18 protein-coding genes are annotated in these 19,822 nt (G+C 62.9%); 13 read left to right on the forward strand and 5 right to left on the reverse strand.

Going from position 1 to position 19,822, the window contains the following annotated elements:
- Nucleotides 1-223 precede the first annotated feature (223 nt).
- On the forward strand, nucleotides 224-820 hold the full coding sequence (locus tag E4O97_RS08100; protein WP_003171467.1) for a MarC family protein: 597 nt from the start codon (nucleotides 224-226) through the stop codon (nucleotides 818-820).
- Here the strand turns inward: E4O97_RS08100 and E4O97_RS08105 are convergent.
- The 5 genes from E4O97_RS08105 to cobG form a co-directional block, all read right to left on the reverse strand.
- Nucleotides 817-1,596: a hypothetical protein gene (locus tag E4O97_RS08105; RefSeq protein ID WP_078820177.1), complete on the reverse strand. Its 780-nt coding sequence runs from the start codon at nucleotides 1,594-1,596 to the stop codon at nucleotides 817-819. The two genes, E4O97_RS08100 and E4O97_RS08105, sit on opposite strands and share 4 nt — an antisense overlap.
- Before the next feature lie 237 nt (nucleotides 1,597-1,833).
- Nucleotides 1,834-3,471: a precorrin-3B C(17)-methyltransferase gene (gene cobJ, locus E4O97_RS08110; RefSeq protein WP_248161111.1), complete on the reverse strand. Its 1,638-nt coding sequence runs from the start codon at nucleotides 3,469-3,471 to the stop codon at nucleotides 1,834-1,836.
- Nucleotides 3,471-4,202 carry a precorrin-2 C(20)-methyltransferase gene (locus tag E4O97_RS08115; RefSeq protein WP_005784378.1) on the reverse strand — a complete coding sequence of 244 codons (732 nt, stop codon included), beginning with the start codon at nucleotides 4,200-4,202 and terminating at the stop codon, nucleotides 3,471-3,473. The genes cobJ and E4O97_RS08115 overlap by 1 nt, the downstream gene beginning before the upstream one ends.
- Nucleotides 4,202-4,828, reverse strand: a complete 627-nt coding sequence (locus E4O97_RS08120; protein ID WP_032878122.1) for a precorrin-8X methylmutase — start codon at nucleotides 4,826-4,828, stop codon at nucleotides 4,202-4,204. The genes E4O97_RS08115 and E4O97_RS08120 overlap by 1 nt, the downstream gene beginning before the upstream one ends.
- Entirely contained in the window at nucleotides 4,821-6,167 is a 1,347-nt protein-coding gene (gene cobG / locus E4O97_RS08125; protein ID WP_248161113.1) for a precorrin-3B synthase, read from the reverse strand. Before cobG ends, E4O97_RS08120 begins: the two co-directional genes overlap by 8 nt.
- A 38-nt stretch (nucleotides 6,168-6,205) precedes the next feature.
- Between cobG and cbiE the strand changes: the two genes are divergently transcribed.
- The 12 genes from cbiE (at nucleotide 6,206) to urtA (ending at nucleotide 19,809) form a co-directional block, all read left to right on the forward strand.
- Nucleotides 6,206-7,411: a precorrin-6y C5,15-methyltransferase (decarboxylating) subunit CbiE gene (cbiE, locus tag E4O97_RS08130; protein WP_248161114.1), complete on the forward strand. Its 1,206-nt coding sequence runs from the start codon at nucleotides 6,206-6,208 to the stop codon at nucleotides 7,409-7,411.
- The gene (locus E4O97_RS08135) at nucleotides 7,408-8,127 is read left to right on the forward strand and encodes a cobalt-precorrin-6A reductase (RefSeq protein WP_078820173.1); all 720 of its coding nucleotides are present in this window, start codon (nucleotides 7,408-7,410) and stop codon (nucleotides 8,125-8,127) included. Before cbiE ends, E4O97_RS08135 begins: the two co-directional genes overlap by 4 nt.
- A 257-nt stretch (nucleotides 8,128-8,384) precedes the next feature.
- Entirely contained in the window at nucleotides 8,385-8,777 is a 393-nt protein-coding gene (locus E4O97_RS08140) for a DUF2946 domain-containing protein (RefSeq protein ID WP_005784364.1), read from the forward strand.
- Nucleotides 8,778-8,824: 47 nt separating this feature from the next.
- On the forward strand, nucleotides 8,825-9,307 hold the full coding sequence (locus tag E4O97_RS08145; protein WP_032878127.1) for a copper chaperone PCu(A)C: 483 nt from the start codon (nucleotides 8,825-8,827) through the stop codon (nucleotides 9,305-9,307).
- A 9-nt stretch (nucleotides 9,308-9,316) separates the two neighbouring features.
- Complete coding sequence (locus tag E4O97_RS08150; protein WP_248161115.1) at nucleotides 9,317-9,706, forward strand: DUF2946 domain-containing protein; 390 nt, start codon at nucleotides 9,317-9,319, stop codon at nucleotides 9,704-9,706.
- Between the two features lie 93 nt (nucleotides 9,707-9,799).
- Entirely contained in the window at nucleotides 9,800-11,860 is a 2,061-nt protein-coding gene (locus E4O97_RS08155; RefSeq protein WP_248161116.1) for a TonB-dependent copper receptor, read from the forward strand.
- Between the two features lie 117 nt (nucleotides 11,861-11,977).
- Entirely contained in the window at nucleotides 11,978-13,360 is a 1,383-nt protein-coding gene (locus E4O97_RS08160; protein ID WP_248161117.1) for a PepSY domain-containing protein, read from the forward strand.
- Between the two features lie 151 nt (nucleotides 13,361-13,511).
- Complete coding sequence (locus E4O97_RS08165) at nucleotides 13,512-15,620, forward strand: TonB-dependent receptor (RefSeq protein WP_248161118.1); 2,109 nt, start codon at nucleotides 13,512-13,514, stop codon at nucleotides 15,618-15,620.
- A complete protein-coding gene (locus tag E4O97_RS08170) occupies nucleotides 15,620-16,408 on the forward strand; it encodes an ABC transporter ATP-binding protein (RefSeq protein ID WP_078820168.1) in 789 nt (262 codons plus the stop codon). Before E4O97_RS08165 ends, E4O97_RS08170 begins: the two co-directional genes overlap by 1 nt.
- Nucleotides 16,405-17,352 (forward strand): ABC transporter substrate-binding protein, encoded by a 948-nt coding sequence (locus E4O97_RS08175; RefSeq protein ID WP_248161119.1) that lies wholly within the window; start codon nucleotides 16,405-16,407, stop codon nucleotides 17,350-17,352. The genes E4O97_RS08170 and E4O97_RS08175 overlap by 4 nt, the downstream gene beginning before the upstream one ends.
- A complete protein-coding gene (locus E4O97_RS08180; protein ID WP_032878137.1) occupies nucleotides 17,349-18,359 on the forward strand; it encodes an iron ABC transporter permease in 1,011 nt (336 codons plus the stop codon). Before E4O97_RS08175 ends, E4O97_RS08180 begins: the two co-directional genes overlap by 4 nt.
- Nucleotides 18,360-18,543: 184 nt before the next feature.
- Nucleotides 18,544-19,809, forward strand: coding sequence for an urea ABC transporter substrate-binding protein (urtA, locus tag E4O97_RS08185; RefSeq protein ID WP_032878139.1), 1,266 nt, complete (start codon nucleotides 18,544-18,546; stop codon nucleotides 19,807-19,809).
- The last annotated feature ends 13 nt before the right edge of the window (nucleotides 19,810-19,822 follow it).

Below are 19,822 nucleotides of genomic sequence, written 5' to 3' on the forward strand. Positions count from 1 at the left end.
TTACCCCCCAAATCCCTGTCGAATTCCGGCCAGCGTGGTTTAACGGGGCGCCGAAGATCAAAAGCAGATCAAAAGCGACTCGCTTCGCATCGTGGTTACCGTCGGCTGCTACAACCTACAAAATTGTGTAGATACCTATGGCTATCGCAGTTCAAGCCAGCTCCCACATTTGATCTCTGTCGGATAGACTCCTCCACACTTCCCCCGCCCGCGAGCCGCCCCCATGCTCCATGTGTTATTCAGCGTTTACCTGAAGATGCTGGTGCTCTACAGCCCGTTTTTTGTGCTGTCCTGCTTTATCAGCCTGACCCGTGGCTATTCCAGCAAGGAACGTCGGCGCCTGGCCTGGAAAGTCGCACTGGCGACTCTGGTATCGAGCGTGTTGCTCTACCTGTTCGGCAGGGTGATTTTCAGCGTGTTCGGCATTACCGTGGACGCGTTCCGTATCGGCGCCGGCAGCGTGTTGTTTATCTCGGCCCTGGGCATGGCTCAGGGCAAGTCGGCGGTGCAGACCGACAACGTGCAGCAGGACGTGACCATCGTGCCGCTGACCATCCCGCTCACTGTCGGCCCAGGCACCATCGGTGCGCTGCTGGTGATGGGCGTGAGCCAGCCCCACTGGGACGACAAGCTCACCGCCATCCTCAGCATCGCCTTGGCCAGCCTCACAGTGGGTGTGGTGCTGTACCTGTCCAACCGTATCGAACGGATTCTCGGCGACCAGGGCTTGCAGATTGTCAGCCGGTTGATGGGCCTGTTCGTATGCGCCCTGGCCGCGCAAATCATTTTTACCGGGGTTCGCGGCTACCTGGTGCCTTAGATCCGGTATTTGGCAATCGCCAGCTGCACCTTGTCACCGGCGCTTTCGCGCATCAGCTGGATGGTTTTTTCGTTGACCACCGAGGTGTTCAGCACCAGGCAGGTTTGCCCGCTGAAAGCCTCGAACGATGAGCTGTCCCATTCAAGGAACGGCACTCCCACCTGTTTGTTCACGCCGTGGCTGCTGAAGGTCACCAGCACCATCATCACTTCACCATTGGTTTCGGCGCAGGACGCCACGCCGAAGTCACCGCCCTCATGCACCGCGCTATTGCGCTTGAACAAATCAAAAGACGCCGGCTGCCGCTTCAATGCCTCCAGCGCATCGGCGGCCAGTTTGGGCAGCGCGGTAACCAGCGGCCCCGACAGTGACATCGACGCCAGCAGCGCGCCGATAATATTCAGCGCCGCCAATTGCACCGTCAGCCCCTTGCCGGAGCGTGAGACCCGCTCGAAACTGCTGCGCACCGGCAGCCAGCCAAGACTGACCATGACCTTGATAAATTCGTCGTACCACGCCTCGGTGCCCCGATGTACTTTCAATACATCGCTCACGTAACTGCTGGCCAGCAGGTAACTCTTGCGAATGTATTCGCGGTTCAGCCCAGACAGCCCCTCGGCGAAGGAAATCACCCCGTTGTTGACCACCGCCGCATTGCAGTCGTCGTCAGTGTCCAGGGGTAACGCCGCGTGCGCTCCTGGCGCCCCCGGCAACTTGTAGGCGGCAATCAGCTTGCGCCGTTTGATAGTGTTGATCCTTCTGTGACGTCGCTCCATTTTTCAGTTCTCCACAAGCACCCGACATGGGGCTTTCCTTCACACTAGTCCAGCGGGCGGAGGGCTTTCCATGCGACAAACATGCCTTGGTGGCACCGGTCAAAACCCAGTGCCCAGCAATCACAAGGCACAGCCGGCAGGCTTGCGGTTTTCACCGTAAAAAAAAGAAAAAGCCCCGAACAACCTCAGGAGAATCCCAGGGTCATTCGGAGCTTTCCGGCGGCCAGCGGGCCGTTTTCAGGAGGCGGGTTTGTCGCCGTACCAACGCGGCGTGTACACCCACGCCCCGCCACCGGCACGCGGGAACACGCAGGTGGTGGACGAGCCGATCAGCACCATGGTGCGCATGTCCACCTGCTCGGGCGTCAATTGGCCCAGGGTGGTGACGCGTAGCGTCTGGCCCGGGCGGCCGATGTCGCGGCCCAGCACCACCGGCGTATCGGGCGTGCGGTGCAGGCCGACGATCTCCAGGGCACGCCCCAGTTGCCAGGGCCGCGAACGCGAGATCGGGTTGTAGAACGCCAGGGCCAGATCGGCCTGGGAAGCCAGGTCCAGGCGCTTTTCAATGATCGACCAGGGCTTGAGGTTATCCGACAGCGACATGACGCAGAAGTCATGCCCCAAGGGTGCACCGGCCTGGGCAGCGGTGGCCAGGGAGGCAGAAACCCCCGGCAGGATTTCCAGGTCGACCTGATGCCAGGCCGGGTCCGTGGAGTCGTGCAGCGCCTCGATCACCGCGGCGGCCATGGCGAATACACCCGGGTCGCCGGACGATACCACCACCACCGAACGCCCCTGCGCAGCCAGCTCGAAAGCATGGCGAGCGCGCTGCATTTCTTCGCGGTTGTCGGTGCAGTGTTGCACTTGATCGTCACGGAACGGCCCGGCCATGCGCACATAGGTTTCATACCCCAGCACATCGGTGCAACGCGCCAGTTCCGCCTTGACCGCCGGCACCATCAACTCGGCCGCGCCGGGACCCAGGCCGATCACTGCGAGACGGCCACGGGGGCGTCCCACCTGCGACACGTCCAAGGGCTGTTCGGCCACGGTAATGCTGATGTCCGCAACGGGCGTCACCGGGGCAAAACGCAGCGGCACACCCAACGCCAGCGCAGCTTCATGCAATGAGGCGTCGGCCATCTGCAGGTCGCTGGCCAACAGGCAGGCCACGGCTTGCACCGCGATCCCCGCCTCATGCAGCGCAGTGCGCACGCGCTCAGCCAACCGCGCACCAGGCTTGCAGGTAATGCAGACGTTTTGCGGATAAATCAGCAGCTCGTTCGCTGCCGGTGGGCGCTCGGCACTGCCCACATGAATCGCCAGGCGCGCCTGTGGGTCCTGGGCCAGATTGGCTTGATCCAGCCACGGCGCCACGCCTTCGACGCGTACCGACTCACCGGCCAAAAGGTCCGAGACAAAGCGCTTGCCCAGTTCAATGTCCGCCAGTTGATACCCCGTCGGCGGGTTGAGCAGGCAGGTGCCAAAACGCAGTTCGCCACTGGTGGTGATTGCCGCAGATACGCCCAATGCCGCGGCGATGTCCCGCGCCATCACATTCACCCCGCCCAGGCCACCCAGCAGCGGCACCACGGCGCTGCCGTCTTCTGCCACGGCCAGCACGGCGGGTTCCGCGCCTTTTTCCAGCAGCAGCGGCGCCAAGGTGCGAATCACAATGCCGGCCGCGCACAGGGCAATCAGCGGCGTGCCTTGCTGGTAGAGCTGGCGCAGCGTCGCGCCGAACTCGCTGTAGCTCTGGTCCGCCCCTTCAACCCGAGCGGCCAGGCCGTGGATCAACGCGCCAGGGTAAACCTGCTGGATCTTGCGCGCCGTGGCCAAACTGCCTTGGCCCAGAATCACAATCGCCGGAGTCATCAACCTTGCCACCTTTCACCGGGCACGATGATCAGCGAGAAATACGGCGACGACATCGGCTCCACCTGGTCCAGCGGCACGATCTTCTGGTTGGCCATGGTGGCGCGCTCCACGTACAACGCACGTTCGGCCAGGCCCAGCTCTTCCAACACCTGGCGCACCTTCGGGAAGTTGCGCCCCAGCTTCATGATCACTGCGGCATCGGCATCCGCCAGGCGGCGCTTGAGGTCATCATGGGGCAACACGCCCGAGAGCACCGACAAGCTCTGGTTGCGATACACCAACGGCGCGCCGAGCACCGAAGCGCCACCGAGCATCGAACACACGCCCGGAATTACCTGGGCTTCGTAGCGCTCGGCAAGGCGGTCATGCAGGTACATGTAGGAGCCGTAGAAGAACGGATCACCTTCGCAGATCACCGCCACATCGCGGCCCGCGTCCAGGTGCGCGGCCACGTCGAGGCTGGCGTTGTCGTAGAAGTCGCTGATCACTTGTTCATAGGACAGCGGCGCCGGCAGCGCTTCAGTGGTGACCGGGTACACCAGCGGCATCAGGGTCTGCTGTGGCACCAGGTGGCCTTCGATGATGCCGAAAGCGTTGCCCTTCTTGCCCTTGGCCACGAAATACGCCACCACCGGCGATTCACGCAGCAGGCGCAGGGCCTTGAGGGTGATCAGTTCCGGGTCACCGGGGCCTACGCCCAGCCCGATCAAACGTCCGCGCACCTGCATTATTCGACCTCCGTGGCCAGGGCGTTGACGGCGGCGGCAGCCATTGCGCTACCGCCCAGGCGGCCTTGCATGATCACGAAGGGTACGCCACGGCTGTCGGCGGCAAGCATGGCCTTGGATTCGGCGGCGCCGACGAAACCGACCGGGAACCCCAGGATCAGCGCCGGTTTCGGCGCGCCGGCGTCGAGCATTTCCAGCAGGTAGAACAAGGCGGTCGGCGCGTTGCCGATCACCACCACGCTGCCTTCCAGGTACGGGCGCCACAGCTCCAGGGCGGCAGCGGAACGGGTGTTGCCCAGCTCCCGCGCCAGCTGCGGCACGCTGTCGTCGCGCAGGGTGCAGATCACTTCGTTATTGGCCGGCAGACGCGCACGGGTCACGCCCTCGGAGACCATCCGCGCATCACACAGGATCGGCGCGCCAGCAGCCAGCGCATCGCGCCCGGCCTTGCCGGCCCCTTCGGAAAATTGCAGACCGTCGATGGCCTCGACCATGCCGCACGCATGAATCACCCGCACCGCGAGTTTTTCCAGATCGGCCGGGATGCGGTCCAGGTTGGCTTCCGCGCGAATAATGGCAAAGGAGTTGCGATAGATCTCCTGACCGTCGCGGATGTAATCAATCATCGGTGTTGCTCCGTGGGCGAGCGCGTAACAGGGCGCCCGCCGCTTCAATGGAAAGAGTGCGCGCGTGCAGCCGACCGAAACCCGAGTGGGCTGCATCGCGAAAATAGAGGTCGTAATGGCCGGGGCTCACCGCAAGCAACGTGACCGGCGCGGTGTGCGCGGCGGCGCATGAGCGCGGGCAGCCGGACAGGTGCGCTTCGACGCCGGGTTGCAGGGCGGCCAGTTGCACCGCGTCGGCCTTGGTATCGGCCAGGCCCTTGCCGCAACCGCTGGAACCCGTGCAGGCAATCATGCGCGCCAGGGGTTGGTCGATTGAACACACAAAGCCCAGTTGCGCCAGGCGTTCGGTCACGGCGCCAACGCGTTCAATGTTGGGCAGTAGCACGCCCTGCCAGGGCGTGAAGCGCAACGTGCCATCGCCGTACTCGCTGGCCAGTTGCGCGGCGCCCTGGAGCATCAGCGAATCCAGGCGGCCCAATGGCGCGACTGCCGCGACGTAAAACTGATTCTTTTGGGCCTGTGGATAACTGCCGATGTGCAACAACGCACCACTGGCCGGGCGCTTGAAGCCCTGCGCCGACAACAGCGGCAGCCTCAGGCGGCCCAACAAGTTATCCACAGGCAGATGACGCATACGTGTTTGCTCGGGCGTCGCCAGGTCGAGAAAGGCCTCCAGCACCGCCACCACCAGCGCATGCCCCTGGTCCAGCGGCACTGCTGCCACGGGCGCATCCAGCCCCGGACAACCGGCCAGGCCGAACGCCAACAGCGTCTGACCATCGCGCACAAACGCCGACAGCCACAGGTCATGGTGATGCTCCAGCATCGCCAGGGCTTCACCGCCATCGAGTTGTATCGCGAACTTGGCCGACAGCTGGTGGAACCGCGCATGGTTTTGCAAGGTGGCAAGAATCTGCGTGGCCAGCGGGCGGGTGTCGAACAGCATCTGCGGGTCGATGCCGGCGCTGGGGCTGAGCATCAGGTTGCGCACGTCGTCACCGCCCGCGTTGCTGGGGCCCAGGCCCGCCGCTAGCAGCCGGGCGATCAACGCCTCCTGCTCGGCGCCGATGCCGCGGATCTGCAGATTGGCGCGATTGGTCGCCTCGATCACCCCGCCCGCATACGCCTGGGCTGCGTCCGCCACGGCGTGGGCCTGGGCGGCGGTGATCGAACCACCGGCCAGTTTGATCCGGCAAATACCGCCGTCCAACGCCTGGACAATACGCAGCAACCCCGGACAAGCCGAGGGGCGCATGGTATTCACAGCGGGCGTTGGGTTCACGGGGCTACCGGTTGACGGGTAAAGGCGCGGTATTATGCCTGCTTTGTCCGGCGGCATGAAAAGCCTGCCCGTCGGATGTCGCTCAAGGAATTGATATGTCGCCCTGGCTGACGGTTGTAGGCATCGGTGAAGACGGCTTCAAGGGCCTGGGCAGGAATGCCCGGCACGCCCTGTTGCGCGCCACGCGGATTATAGGCGGCCAACGCCAGTTGGACCTTTTGCCGGTGTGTATTCGTGGCGAACGCCAGGTGTGGCCGAGCCCGTTTTCCCTGGAGCCGGTGTTGTCGCGGCGCGGGGAGCCTGTGTGCGTCTTGGCCAGTGGCGACCCGATGTTCTATGGCGTCGGCGCCAGCCTGGCCCGGCAAGTGGCAGCTGAAGAATTGTTGATTTTGCCGGCGCCATCGTCGGTGTCCCTGGCGGCAGCGCGCCTGGGCTGGCCGTTGCAGGAGGTGGTGACGCTATCGGTGGTCGCTCGTCCGTTGGCGGCACTTAATGCGCATCTGGCCGCTGGCGTGCGCTTGTTGGTCTTGAGCAATGACGGCAGCAGCCCCGCTTTGATGGCTGCGTTGTTGGCCGAACGCGGTTTCGGCCCCAGCCGGATTACTGTGTTTGAACACCTGGGCGGCCCGGCTGAGGGGCGCATCGACGGGCACGCGCAATCGTGGGAACACGCCGAGGTTGCCGCTTTGAACCTGGTCGCCATCGACTGCCTGGCGGATACGAACGCACCACGTCTGTCACGCCTTGCAGGTTTGCCCGACGCGGCCTTCAAGCACGATGGCCAACTGACCAAACGCGACGTGCGCGCCATGACCCTCGCCCGCCTCGCCCCCATGCCCGGCGAACTGCTGTGGGACGTGGGCGCGGGCAGCGGCTCCATCGGCATTGAATGGATGCGCACGCATCCAAGCTGCCGCGCCGTGGCAATCGAGGCCGACGCAGGCCGCCAAAGCCTGATCGAACACAACCGCGACGCCCTCGGCGTGCCCGGCCTGCAACTGATTCGCGGCAAGGCGCCGGATGCGTTAAGCGGTCTGGAAGCACCGAACGCCATCTTCATCGGCGGCGGCGTCACCCGCGAAGGCGTGCTCGACACCTGCTGGCAACACCTGCGCCCCGGCGGGCGGTTGGTGGCCAATGCCGTGACCCTGCAAAGTGAAATGACCTTGATGAACTGGCGCGCCGAGCACGGCGGCGAACTGACCCGCATCCACGTGGCCCAGGCGCAGCCATTGGGCGAGTTCGATACCTGGCGCCAGGCATTGCCGATCACGCTATTGGAAGTGATCAAGCCCCTATGAAAAGAATTCTGTTGCTGGGCGGCGTGACGGAGGCGCTGGCCATTGCCCGCACCCTGGGGCCTGAGCATATCTACAGCCTGGCGGGCGTGGGCCGTGTGCCGACCGACCTGAGCTGCCAGGTTCGAGTCGGGGGTTATGGAGGCGCTGAAGGGCTCGCGCAGTTTGTTCGTGACGAGCGTATCAGCCTGATTCTCGATGCCACGCATCCGTATGCGGCGCAGATCAGCCACAACGCGGCCCAGGCGGCGCGATTGAGCGATGTGCCTTGCTGGGCGTTGCGACGTCCGGCGTGGCATCCGCAAGTGGGGGATGACTGGCGGGAAGTGCCTGACTGGGCCGCCCTGATAGCCGCGTTGAAACCTTTCAAGCGCCCATTGTTCACCCTGGGCCGCGAACCCTTGCAGCATCTGGATGAAATCCCCGCCGACCAGTTCTGGACGCTGCGCGCACTGGACGTTTATCCGGGGAATGCGCGGTGTGAAGTGATCGGCGCGCGCGGACCGTTTCTGATCGAGGATGAGCGGGCTTTATTCGAACGGCGCAGGATCGATGTACTGATCAGCAAGAACAGCGGCAGCACCGCCACCGAACCGAAGCTGGAAGTGGCGCGTGAGCGTGGCGTGCCGGTATTGGTGCTGAAGCGGCCGGTGCTGGCTACCGTAGATCGAGAATTCACAACCGTAGCTGCGGTGCTGCAGGCAATACACCCCCTCTGAGCAACACCGACCTAATGTGGGAGGGGGCTTGCTCCCGATGGCGGCGGATCAGCCACAAATCAGTAACTGACACACCGCGATCGGGAGCAAGCCCCCTCCCACATTTGACCTGCGCAGCCCTGAAGATCCTCATCCACTCAATTCCCGTCTACGCTCAAATCCAGCACTGCGACACCAAACCACACCGCCCCTTTTTACTTATCCCCCCCGATCAGGCTAAATACCCCCTGATCGTTTAACCCTACGGATTATCCGCCATGGCCCGTCAACGCTTTGCAATTGCCTGGATCGCCTGCCTTGCAGTGCTGTTCAATGCGTTTGCCATGCCGTTGGCCAGTGCGATGCAGCAGACTGATGATCCGGTCAAGCGTCTGATGTGGGGTGGGTTCTGTTCGTCCAATGGTGCCAGCCTGAAGGCGATTGCCCTGGGCAAGCTGGAAATCCCGGCAGCGCCGGACGATCACTCTGCCATGCAGCATTGCTGGTGTTGCTCGGGCTCGGCGCCGTTGGTGGCGTTGCCGGGGCATGTGCCGCAGCTGTATGTGACGCGCTTCGAGGCGGTGCAGAGCCTGCCGCCACGCTTATTGCGCAATCCCACCCCGCGCCAGCAATGGCCAAGCCTTAACCCTCGCGCCTCCCCAACGGTCTGATCTTCTTCGCAAGTGAACTGCGTTTAGAACCGTTCTGGAGAACTGCCATGCTTAAATCTTCCCTGCTTCTGGCTGCGTTGCTGTTGCCGGTGTTCAGTGCTGCCAATGCCGATGACTACAAGGCCGGCGACCTGTTGGTGAGCGATCCCTGGTCCCAGGAGCTGCCACCGAATGCGCCGACCGTGGCGGCCTACTTTGTGATTCATAACACCGGGGCTGCTCCGGATCGCCTGCTCAGCGTTGAAACCAGCGTCGCGGAGAAAGCCGAGCTGCACGAGCATGTGATGCAAGGCGACTTGATGAAGATGCAGCAAGTGCCCAGCGTTGCCGTACCGGCCAAGGGTGAGCTGACCTTCGCGCCGATGGCTTATCACGTGATGCTGCTGGGCCTCAAAGACCGCAGCCTGTTGGCCGATGGCAAGCAATTCCCACTGACCCTGACCTTCGAGAAAGCAGGCAAGGTTCAGGTGCAAGTGTCGGTGCAGAAGGTCCCGCCGATGGCCACGCACGAGCATAAGCACACTCACTAGACCTACCCGATGGGCGCCCCCCGCGCCAGGTTGTCTCCGCACCGCCGTCTGATGCGCGGCAGTTGGATCAGCCTGTTCGCCATGCTGATGATCTTTATCTGTCCGCTGATTTCCCAAGCGATGCCGATGGATCATCACGCGGGTATGTCCATGGACATGCCCGCGTGCCACGGCGAACCCAAGCCGACCAAAACCCCTGACGAACATCATGTTCTCTGGGAGAAATGCGGCTATTGCAGCCTGCTGTTCAGTTGCCCGGCCCTGCCCGGTAGCGTCTCCTGCGTAACGCTTGGCACCCCGCCGCCAGCCAACGCGCTCATCGCCGCGCCACGCCTGGGCCATGCTCGGCAGAGCATCTTCCCCGGCGCCCGCAGTCGTGCGCCGCCCATCGTCTCGTAAGCCCTTCACCGCGTTACTTCACCCCGGCCGACTTCAATTAGACAGCCGCAGGCTGCTGGCCGTGTTGTTTACGATTGATTGATGGAACTTGTCATGTCCAGGTTTTCTGCTGACACCCGTTTGGGCGCTGCCCCTGTTTTCGCCGTTCTGTGCGGCGCACTGCTTGCCCCCTACGCCCATGCGCACGAGCACGAGCTGAGCCCCACGGTGATCACCGCGATCGCCCCCAGCTCGCCCCTCACCGTTGTCACCAACCCCAAGGATCCACGCCAGCCGGTGCCCGCCAGCGATGGCGGCGACTACCTCAAGACCATCCCCGGCTTCGCCCTGGTGCGCAACGGCGGCACCAACGGCGACCCGGTGCTGCGCGGCATGTTCGGCTCGCGCCTGAACATCCTTACCAACGGCGGCATGATGCTCGGCGCCTGCCCAGGCCGCATGGATGCGCCGACTTCGTATATTTCGCCGGAAACCTACGACAAGCTCACCGTGATCAAAGGCCCGCAAACCGTACTCTGGGGCCCGGGCGCGTCGGCCGGTACGATCCTGTTCGAGCGTGAGCCCGAGCAGTTCGGCGAGCTGGGCACGCGGGTCAATGCCAGTGTGCTGGCCGGTTCCAACGGGCGCTTCGACAAGGTTATCGATGCTGCTGCAGGAGGCCCGTTGGGCTATGTGCGGGTGATCGGCAACCAGGCCCATGCCGACGATTACAAGGACGGCAACAACGACACTGTCGCCTCGCGCTATGACAAGTGGAATGGCGATGTGGCGGTGGGGTTCACCCCCGACGCCGACACGCTGCTGGAACTCACCGCCGGCCGTGGCGACGGTGAAGCGCGCTACGCCGGACGCGGTATGGACGGCTCGCAATTCCTGCGCGAAAGCCTCGGGCTGCGCTTCGAAAAATCCAACCTCGGCGAGGTACTGGACAAGGTCGAGGCCCAGGTCTACTACAACTACGCCGACCACGTCATGGACAACTACAGCCTGCGCGTCCCTTCGGGCACCGGCATGATGGCCGGGCCCATGGCCTCCAACGTCGACCGTCGCACCCTGGGCGGTCGCATCAAGGCAACCTGGCGCTGGGCCGATGTGCAACTGATCGGCGGTCTGGACGCGCAGACCAACGAGCACCGCGCGCGCAGCAGCATGGGCATCGACACCTACAAGGACCTGCCGCGCAACAAGGACGCCAACTTCCACAACTACGGGGTATTCGGCGAGCTGACCTGGTACGCCGCCGACAACGACCGCCTGATCACCGGCGCCCGCCTGGACCGTGCCTCAGCCAAGGATTTTCGGCAACGCACCGGCTCGGCAATGATGAGCCGCCCCAACCCCACCGCCGACGACACCCGCGCAGACACCTTGCCATCGGGCTTTGTGCGCTATGAGCACGACCTGGCGGACACGCCCACGACCGTCTATGCGGGCCTGGGGCACGCTGAACGCTTTCCGGATTACTGGGAACTGTTCTCCCCCAACACCGGCGCGGTCGGCTCGGTGAATGCCTTTGACGGCGTGAAGCCCGAGAAGACCACGCAGCTGGATTTCGGCGCGCAATACAAAACCGCCGACCTCGAAGCCTGGGCCTCGGGTTACGTCGGCCAGGTGCGCGACTTCATCCTGTTCGACTACCGGCCCGGCATGATGGGCACCACTTCCCAGGCGCGCAATGTCGACGCGCGCATCATGGGCGGCGAGTTGGGTGCGGCCTACAAGCTGAGCCGCAACTGGAAAGCCGACGCCAGCCTCGCCTACGCCTGGGGCAAGAACAGCAGCGATGGCAAAGCCTTGCCGCAGATGCCGCCGCTGGATGCACGCCTGGGCCTGACCTACAGCGAAGACGACTGGAGTGCCGGCGCCTTGTGGCGCGTGGTCGCGGCGCAAAACCGCATCGACCAGAACAAGGGCAACGTGGTCGGCAAGGACTACGACAAGAGCGGCGGTTTTTGCGTGTTTTCGCTCAACGCTGCGTACCGCATCAATAAGAACTTCAAGGTCAGTACCGGAGTCGACAATCTGTTCGGCAAGGCTTATGCCGAGCATTTGAACCTGGCGGGTAACGCAGGCTTCGGTTACCCGGCGAATGACCCGCAAGCCATCAAGGAGCCGGGGCGTACGCTCTGGACCAAGGTGGACATGAGCTTCTAACAGCATCGGGAGCAAGCCCCCTCCCACACTTGAAACGCATTTCAAATGTGGGAGGGGGCTTGCCCCCGATGGCGGTGTAACCGACACAAAAAAATCAAAAGCCTTGCGGAGCCCCTGATGAGCACACCGAAGATCTCCTTCTACAACCTGGCCTGGCGCTGGCACTTCTACGCCGGTCTCTTTGTCGCCCCTTTCATGGTGCTGCTGGCCCTGACCGGCATCATCTACCTGTTCAAACCCCAACTCGACCCGCTGATGTACGGCCACCTGCTCACCGTACCCGCCGCCGAGCACGCTCTGAGCGCCGACGAACTGCTGCAACGCGCCAAAGACGCCTACCCCCAGGCCGCGATCAGCAAATACCTGCCGCCTGCCGACGCCACCAACAGCGCGCAGTTCGTGATGCACAACCAGGGCCGCGAGATCGGCGTATTCGTCGACCCGTATCGCGGCACAGTCCTGGGTGAGCAGGACGCCAAATACAACCTGCAGGCCATTGCCCGCGCCCTGCACGGCGAGCTGATGATCGGCACCACCGGCGACCGCCTGATAGAACTCGCCGCCGGCTGGGGCGTCATGCTGGTGGTGTCCGGCCTGTACCTGTGGTGGCCGCGTGGCAAGTCATCGGCTGGCGTATTGTGGCCGCGCCTCAACAGCCGTGGCCGCTTGTTCTGGCGTGACCTGCACGCTGTCGCCGGCTTCTGGGGCGCGGCATTTCTGCTGGTCATGCTGCTCAGCGGCATGACCTGGACCGGTTTCTGGGGCAAGCAATACGCCGAGCTGTGGAACACCTTCCCGACGGCGATGTGGAACAACGTGCCGCAGTCCGACCAGCAGGCGCGCGTGCTCAACACGGCCACCCAACAGACCGTGCCCTGGGCCATGGAAAACACGCCGATGCCGATGTCCGGCGACCACGCCGAACACATGAACCACGGCGCCATGCATTCAGGTCCTGCCGCACCAAGCGTGCGCCTGCAACAAGTGGTCGACCTGGCCAATGCGCGCGGCGTGGAGCCCGGCTACAGCATCGCGTTCCCCACCACCGCCACGGGGGTATTCACCGTCGCGGTGTTCGCCAACGACCCGCGCAATGACGCCACCCTGCATGTGGACCAGTACACCGGCAAGGTCCTGGCCGATGTGCGTTGGGAACATTACAACCTGGTCGCCCGCGCCACCGAGACCGGCGTGATGCTGCATGAAGGCAAGATGTTCGGCTGGGTCAACCAACTGATCGTGCTGGTGATCTGCCTGATGATCCTGCTCAGTGCGGTCAGCGGCGTGGTGATCTGGTGGAAGCGTCGCCCTGCCGGTGGCGTGGGTGTTCCGCCGTTGCGTCATGACCTGCCAAAGTGGAAAACCGCGATGGTGATCATGCTGGGCCTGGCACTTGTTTTCCCGCTGGTGGGGGCGTCGCTGATCGTGGTGTGGGTACTGGATCGTCTGGTGCTGTCGCGCTTTTTTGGCCAAGGTGAATCCGCTTCAGGTTCCGCATGAAACAGGCGAGATGCCCAATCTAGGGGGCTTGTGTAGCCTTGCGCAGACTTTTGCCCCGCAGCCGATAAGTGTTAACTTATAACACTTTCTGCGCTATCGTTGCTCGCCGCGCCCTGCGGCGAGTACCTCTCAAGAAGCGACTGATCGACCGATGAACAACTACCTTGCGAGCGGCCTGTGCCTGCTCGCCCTGCATACCAACGCCCAGGCCCTGACCCTGCCCGCCAGCCCCATTACCGCACCGGCAGTGGATAGTGAGCGCGTTGACCTCAACACCCCGACCACCGCCGGTTCGCGCCTGAATCTCACAGCGCTGCAAACCCCCGGCAGCGTTGAAAGCCAGACCGGCGCCCAGATCCGCGAACGTGGCGACGCCAGCGTGCAGGACGCCATCTCCCGCGCCACCGGCATCAGCCGCACCGGCACGCCGGGCGACGGCGGCACCTCGTTGCAGGCCCGTGGGTTTACCGGCCAAAGCTCGGTGATGCAGCTGTACGACGGCAACCGCATGTACACCGGCATGGGCACCTCGACCTTCCCGGTGGACAGCTGGGCTGTGGAACGGGTGGACGTGCTGCGCGGCCCGGCCTCGGTGCTGTACGGCGAAGGCGCCACCGGCGCGGTGATCAACACGATCTCGAAAAAACCCTTTGCGGGCGAGATCGAAAACCATATCCGCCTTGGCTACGGCTCCTACGACCGCCAGCAGCAAGCCCTCGACAGCGGCGGCTCGCTGACCGACACCTTGAGCTACCGCTTGAACCTCAACCGCCTGCGCAGCAACGGCTTCATCGACCGTGGCGATTCCAGCAGCGATTTCGTCAGCGGCGCCCTGCGCTGGCAACCAGCCGACAACCTGAGTTTCACCCTGGCCAGCGACTACGGTGATCAGCGCCCACAAAACTACTTCGGCACGCCCCTGGTCAACGGCCAGTTGCACAAGGGCCTGCGCGACAAGAACTATAACGTCAGCAACGACACCCAGCACTACAACGACCAGTGGACGCGCCTGACCAGCGAGTGGCAACTCAACGACAACGTCAGCGCCACCAACGAGCTGTACTACCTGAAAAACCAGCGTCGCTGGCAGAACGCCGAGAACTACAATTTCACCAACGGCCAACTGACCCGCAGCGGCAACTTCGGTATCAAGCACGATCAGGAACAGGTGGGCGACCGCCAGACCTTCACCTTCAAGCACACCCTGTTCGGCCTCGATAGCCAGACCGTAGCGGGCGTGGAATACAACCGCATCCGTTTCCGCCTGGCGAGCAACACGCCATTTAATGATGTGTCGGGAACCGGCCAACCCATCGACCTGTATCACCCGGCGCCCGCGCCGTTTGCCAGTAAAGACCCGTTCAAACCGGTGTTTTCCACTACGACCAAAACCTTCGCAGGTTTTGCTGAAAACCGCTTGCAGTTGACCGACCAACTCACGCTGATCACCGGTATCCGCCGCGACTACGCGCACATCGACCGCGACGACCTGCGCACTGGCGGCCAATCCGACAAAACCCTCACCGGCAATAACTGGAAAGCCGGCCTGGTCTACGCGATCACCCCGGACACCTCGGTCTACGGCCAGTACGCCACCAGCACCGACGGCGTCGGCGGGCTGATCTCCCTGAGCCCGAGCCAGCAACAGTTCGACCTGTCTACCGCCAAGCAGACCGAGGTTGGCATCAAACAAGCGTTCTGGGATGCCCGCGGAGAATGGACCCTGGCCGCCTACCACATCGTCAAAAAGAAGCTGCTGACGGATGTGCCGGGTGAGCCGGACTTCAAGCAGCAAGTCGGCCAACAATCCTCCAACGGCCTGGAAGCCAGCCTCGACTTGCAACTGCCCCACGCCTGGCAGTTGCAAGCCAACGCCGCCGTCGTGCGGGCGCAGTACGACGATTTCAAACAAGACGTCAACGGCGTACAGGTCTCCCGCGACGGCAACCGCCCGGTGGACGTTCCGCGCCGCACCGCAAACCTGTGGCTGAGCAAGGCCGTGACCGACAACGTGCGTGCCGCTGCCGGTGTGCGTTACGTCGACGCACGCTATGCCGATATGGCCAACCAGAGCGAGCTGCCGAGCTATACCGTGGTCGATGCCACGTTGTCGTGGAAAGCCATGCGCAACACCACGCTGGGCCTGCAACTCAATAACCTGTTCGATCGCACTTATGCGGTCAGCCAATACAACGATGGGCAGCAGTGGATTCTGGGTGTACCTCGCTCCATGTTCATTACCGCGGACTACACCTTCTAATGACCTCACTCACCCTCACCGACCTGGCTTGGACTCCACCCGGCCACAACCACTGCCATCACCAGTTCCAACTGCGTGACGCCAGCCTGCGCGTCGGTGCCGGGGAGTTTGTCGGGCTGATCGGGCCTAACGGCAGTGGCAAGACCAGCCTGTTGCGCTGCGCCTATCGGTTCACCCGGCCAGAACACGGTGATGTATCGCTTGCGCACCAGAATGTCTGGAAGCAAAGCGCAAAGTGGTGCGCGCAACGCATCGCCGTGGTGCTGCAGGAGTTTCCCGATACCTTCGGCTTACGCGTGGATGAGGTGGTCGCCATGGGGCGCACACCCCACAAGGGTTTGTTCGACAGCGACACACTGCACGACCAGCAACTGATCCTTCAAGCGCTGGAATCGGTGGGCATGCAAGGCTTCGAGGACCATGCCTTCGCGACCCTGTCCGGCGGTGAAAAACAGCGCGTCATCCTTGCCCGCGCCCTGGCCCAGCAACCGCAACTGTTGATCCTTGACGAGCCGACCAACCACCTCGACCCGCGTTATCAACTTGAGTTGCTCAGGCTGGTCAGGCGTTTGAACATCGGCACCCTGGCCAGCATCCACGACCTCAACCTGGCCGCCGCCTTCTGTGATCGCCTGTACGTGATCCACCACGGGCGCATCGTCGCCAGCGGCACGCCCCACGAAGTGCTGACCGCCGCGTTGCTGCGCGACGTGTTTGGCGTCGAGGCCTTGATCGACACTCACCCCTTGGACGGCTACCCACGAATCACTTGGATAACCCAGCCATGATCCTGCGCGTCCTGCTGTCTCTGCCTCTGTTGCTCGGCGCGGCCCAAGCACTCGCCGAAAGCACTCGATACCCGCTGACCATCAAAAGTTGCAACCGCGACGTGACCTTCCAGCAAGCCCCACAACACGCGGTCAGCCACGACATCAACATGACCCAGATGATGCTCGCCCTGGGCCTCAAGCCACGCATGGCCGGCTACAGCGGCGTGACCGGCTGGAAGTCAGTACCGCCGCAAATGGCCACGTTCCTCGACGGCCTGCCGGAACTGGCGAGCAAGTACCCGTCGGTGGAAACCCTGCTCAACGCCAACGTGGATTTCTTCTTCGCCGGCTGGGGTTACGGTATGCGCGTGGGCGGCGACCTCACGCCTTACACCCTGCAACCCTTGGGCATCAATGTGTATGAGTTGACCGAGTCATGTGCGTTCGTGATGAAGCGCCCAGCCGCAAGCCTCGACGATACCTATAACGACCTGCGCAACCTGGGCAGGATCTTCGACGTGCAGGATCGCGCCAATACCCTTATCGCCCAGATGCAGGCGCAAGTGGCCGAGGTGCAAAAAGACCTGCCCGCCGACAAGCCACGGGTGTTCCTTTACGACAGCGGCGAAGACCGCGCCATGACCTCGGGCCGCCTGGGCATGCCCCAGGCGCTGATCGACGCCGCCGGCGGGCGCAACATCCTCGATGACATCGACGCCAGCTGGACCCGAGTCAACTGGGAAACCGTCGTTGAGCGCAACCCACAAGTCATCGTGATCGTTGACTACAGCGAGGTCACCGCCGAACAGAAGAAACAGTTCCTGCTTGACCACCCTGCACTGCAATCGGTGGAGGCCATCAAGCACCAGCACTTCATCGTGATCCCCTATATGCAAGCCACACCAAGCATCGACAACGTGCTAGCGGTTGAAACCCTGGCCAAGGGGTTTCACGGCGAATGATCACCCGTCACTACGTCCTGTTATTAAGCGCCCTGGGTGCCTTGTTGCTGGTCTCCTGCGTGATCTCCCTGGGGTTCGGTTCGGCGCAGGTGCCAGTGGACGTGGTGTGGCGAATTTTGCTGAACAAGGTGTTCGGCTTGGGTGTGGTGGACTGGAGTGTGGGCCAGGAACATATCGTCTGGCTGATCCGTGTGCCGCGTATGCTACTGGGGGCGCTGGTAGGCGCCGGGCTGGCACTGATTGGCGCAGTGCTGCAGGCGGTCACGCGTAACTCGCTGGCCGACCCGCACCTGCTCGGTGTGACCTCCGGCGCCACCCTCGGCGCGGTGATCGTGGTGCTGCATGTGGGTGAAATCATCGGCCTGCTGACCTTGCCCCTCGCCGCCTTTATCGGTGCGCTGCTGAGCATGTTGGTGGTGCTGGCCGTAGCCAGTCGCAACGGCCGCCTGGAAAGTGATCGCCTGCTGCTGTGCGGTGTAGCGGTGTCGTTTGTGATGATGGCGGTGGCTAACCTGTTGCTGTTCATGGGTGACCACCGCGCCGCCTCGGCGGTGATGTTCTGGATGCTCGGCGGCCTGGGACTGGCCCGCTGGGAACTGCTGGCAATTCCCGCCACCACGGTGCTGCTGGGATTGCTGTTGCTGCTCGGCATGGCCCGCCCGCTCAACGCGTTGATGGCCGGTGAGCAGACCGCCGTGACCCTGGGTTTGAACGCACGCAATGTACGCTTGAAAGTCTTCCTGGTCGCTTCGCTGATGACCGGCGTGCTGGTGTCCATCAGCGGTTCTATCGGCTTTGTCGGGCTGATGGTGCCGCACATCGCCCGGCGCCTGATAGGTGCCGAACACCGGCGTTTACTGCCAGTGTGCGTGCTGCTTGGCAGTGTGTTCCTGGTGTGGGTCGATGTCGCCGCACGCACACTGATAGCGCCCGAAGACTTGCCGATTGGCGTGGCGACGGCGGCGATTGGCGGGCTGTTTTTTATCGGTTTGATGCGCAAGCGTTGAGCGCGCCCCGTTGTAGCGCACAGCCACGCACCTGGCAGACCGACCCGCCATTTCATGGTGCATTTCCCATGCGCTGACCTGGGCGAAGCGACCATTTCATGCCTTTTTCCGACTCGGCACAGCGCTTGCAATCACCTGCTCAACTTTCCCCTCATAACAGTGTTGAGTCCACGGAGATCGCACCATGCAGCGTCGCAGCTTGATCAAGGCTTTCACTTTGTCGGCATCCATTGTCGCCATGGGTTTGACCTGGACCGTCCAGGCCGCCGAGACCATCAAGGTCGGCATCCTGCACTCGTTGTCCGGGACCATGGCGATCTCCGAAACCTCGCTTAAAGACATGGCGCTGATGACCATCGACGAGATCAACGCCAAGGGCGGCGTGAACGGCAAGATGCTCGAACCAGTGGTGGTGGACCCGGCGTCCAACTGGCCGCTGTTCGCAGAAAAAGGCCGGCAACTGTTGACCCAGGACAAGGTTGCCGTGGTGTTTGGCTGCTGGACCTCGGTGTCGCGCAAATCCGTATTGCCGGTGTTCGAAGAACTCAACGGTTTGCTGTTCTACCCGGTGCAGTACGAAGGCGAAGAGATGTCACCGAACGTGTTCTACACCGGTGCGGCGCCGAACCAGCAGGCGATTCCGGCAGTGGAATACCTGATGAGCGAAGAAGGCGGCAGTGCCAAGCGCTTCTTCCTGCTGGGCACCGACTACGTGTACCCGCGCACCACCAACAAGATCCTGCGCTCGTTCCTGCATTCCAAAGGCGTGGCGGATAAGGATATCGAAGAGGTCTACACCCCGTTCGGCCATGCCGATTACCAGACCATCGTCGCCAACATCAAGAAATTCTCCGCCGGCGGCAAGACCGCTGTGGTCTCCACCGTCAATGGCGACTCCAACGTACCGTTCTACAAAGAGCTGGCCAACCAGGGCTTGAAAGCCACCGAAGTACCGGTGGTGGCCTTCTCGGTGGGCGAAGAAGAACTGCGCGGCATCGACACCAAACCACTGGTGGGCAACCTGGCGGCGTGGAATTACTTCCAGTCGGTGGAGAACCCGGTCAACCAGAAATTCGTCGCCGACTGGAAAGCCTACGCCAAGAAGCACAACCTGCCGGGCGCAGACAAAGCCGTGACCAACGACCCGATGGAAGCCACCTATGTGGGCATCCATATGTGGGCCCAGGCGGCAGAGAAAGCCAAGTCCACCGACGTCGACAAAGTGCGCGAAGCCCTGGGCGGCCAGACCTTCGCCGCACCGTCGGGCTTTACCCTGACCATGGACAAGACCAACCACCACCTGCACAAGCCGGTGATGATCGGCGAGATCCAGGCTGATGGGCAGTTCTCGGTGGTGTGGCAGACCGAAGCACCGATTCGGGCACAGCCATGGAGCCCTTACATCCCGGGCAATGACAAGAAGCCGGATTACGCGGTGAAGAGCAACTAAAGCCCCACGCGTT

It is taken from the genome of Pseudomonas sp. W15Feb34 (genome assembly GCF_023127765.1).
Lineage (GTDB): Bacteria > Pseudomonadota > Gammaproteobacteria > Pseudomonadales > Pseudomonadaceae > Aquipseudomonas > Aquipseudomonas synxantha_A.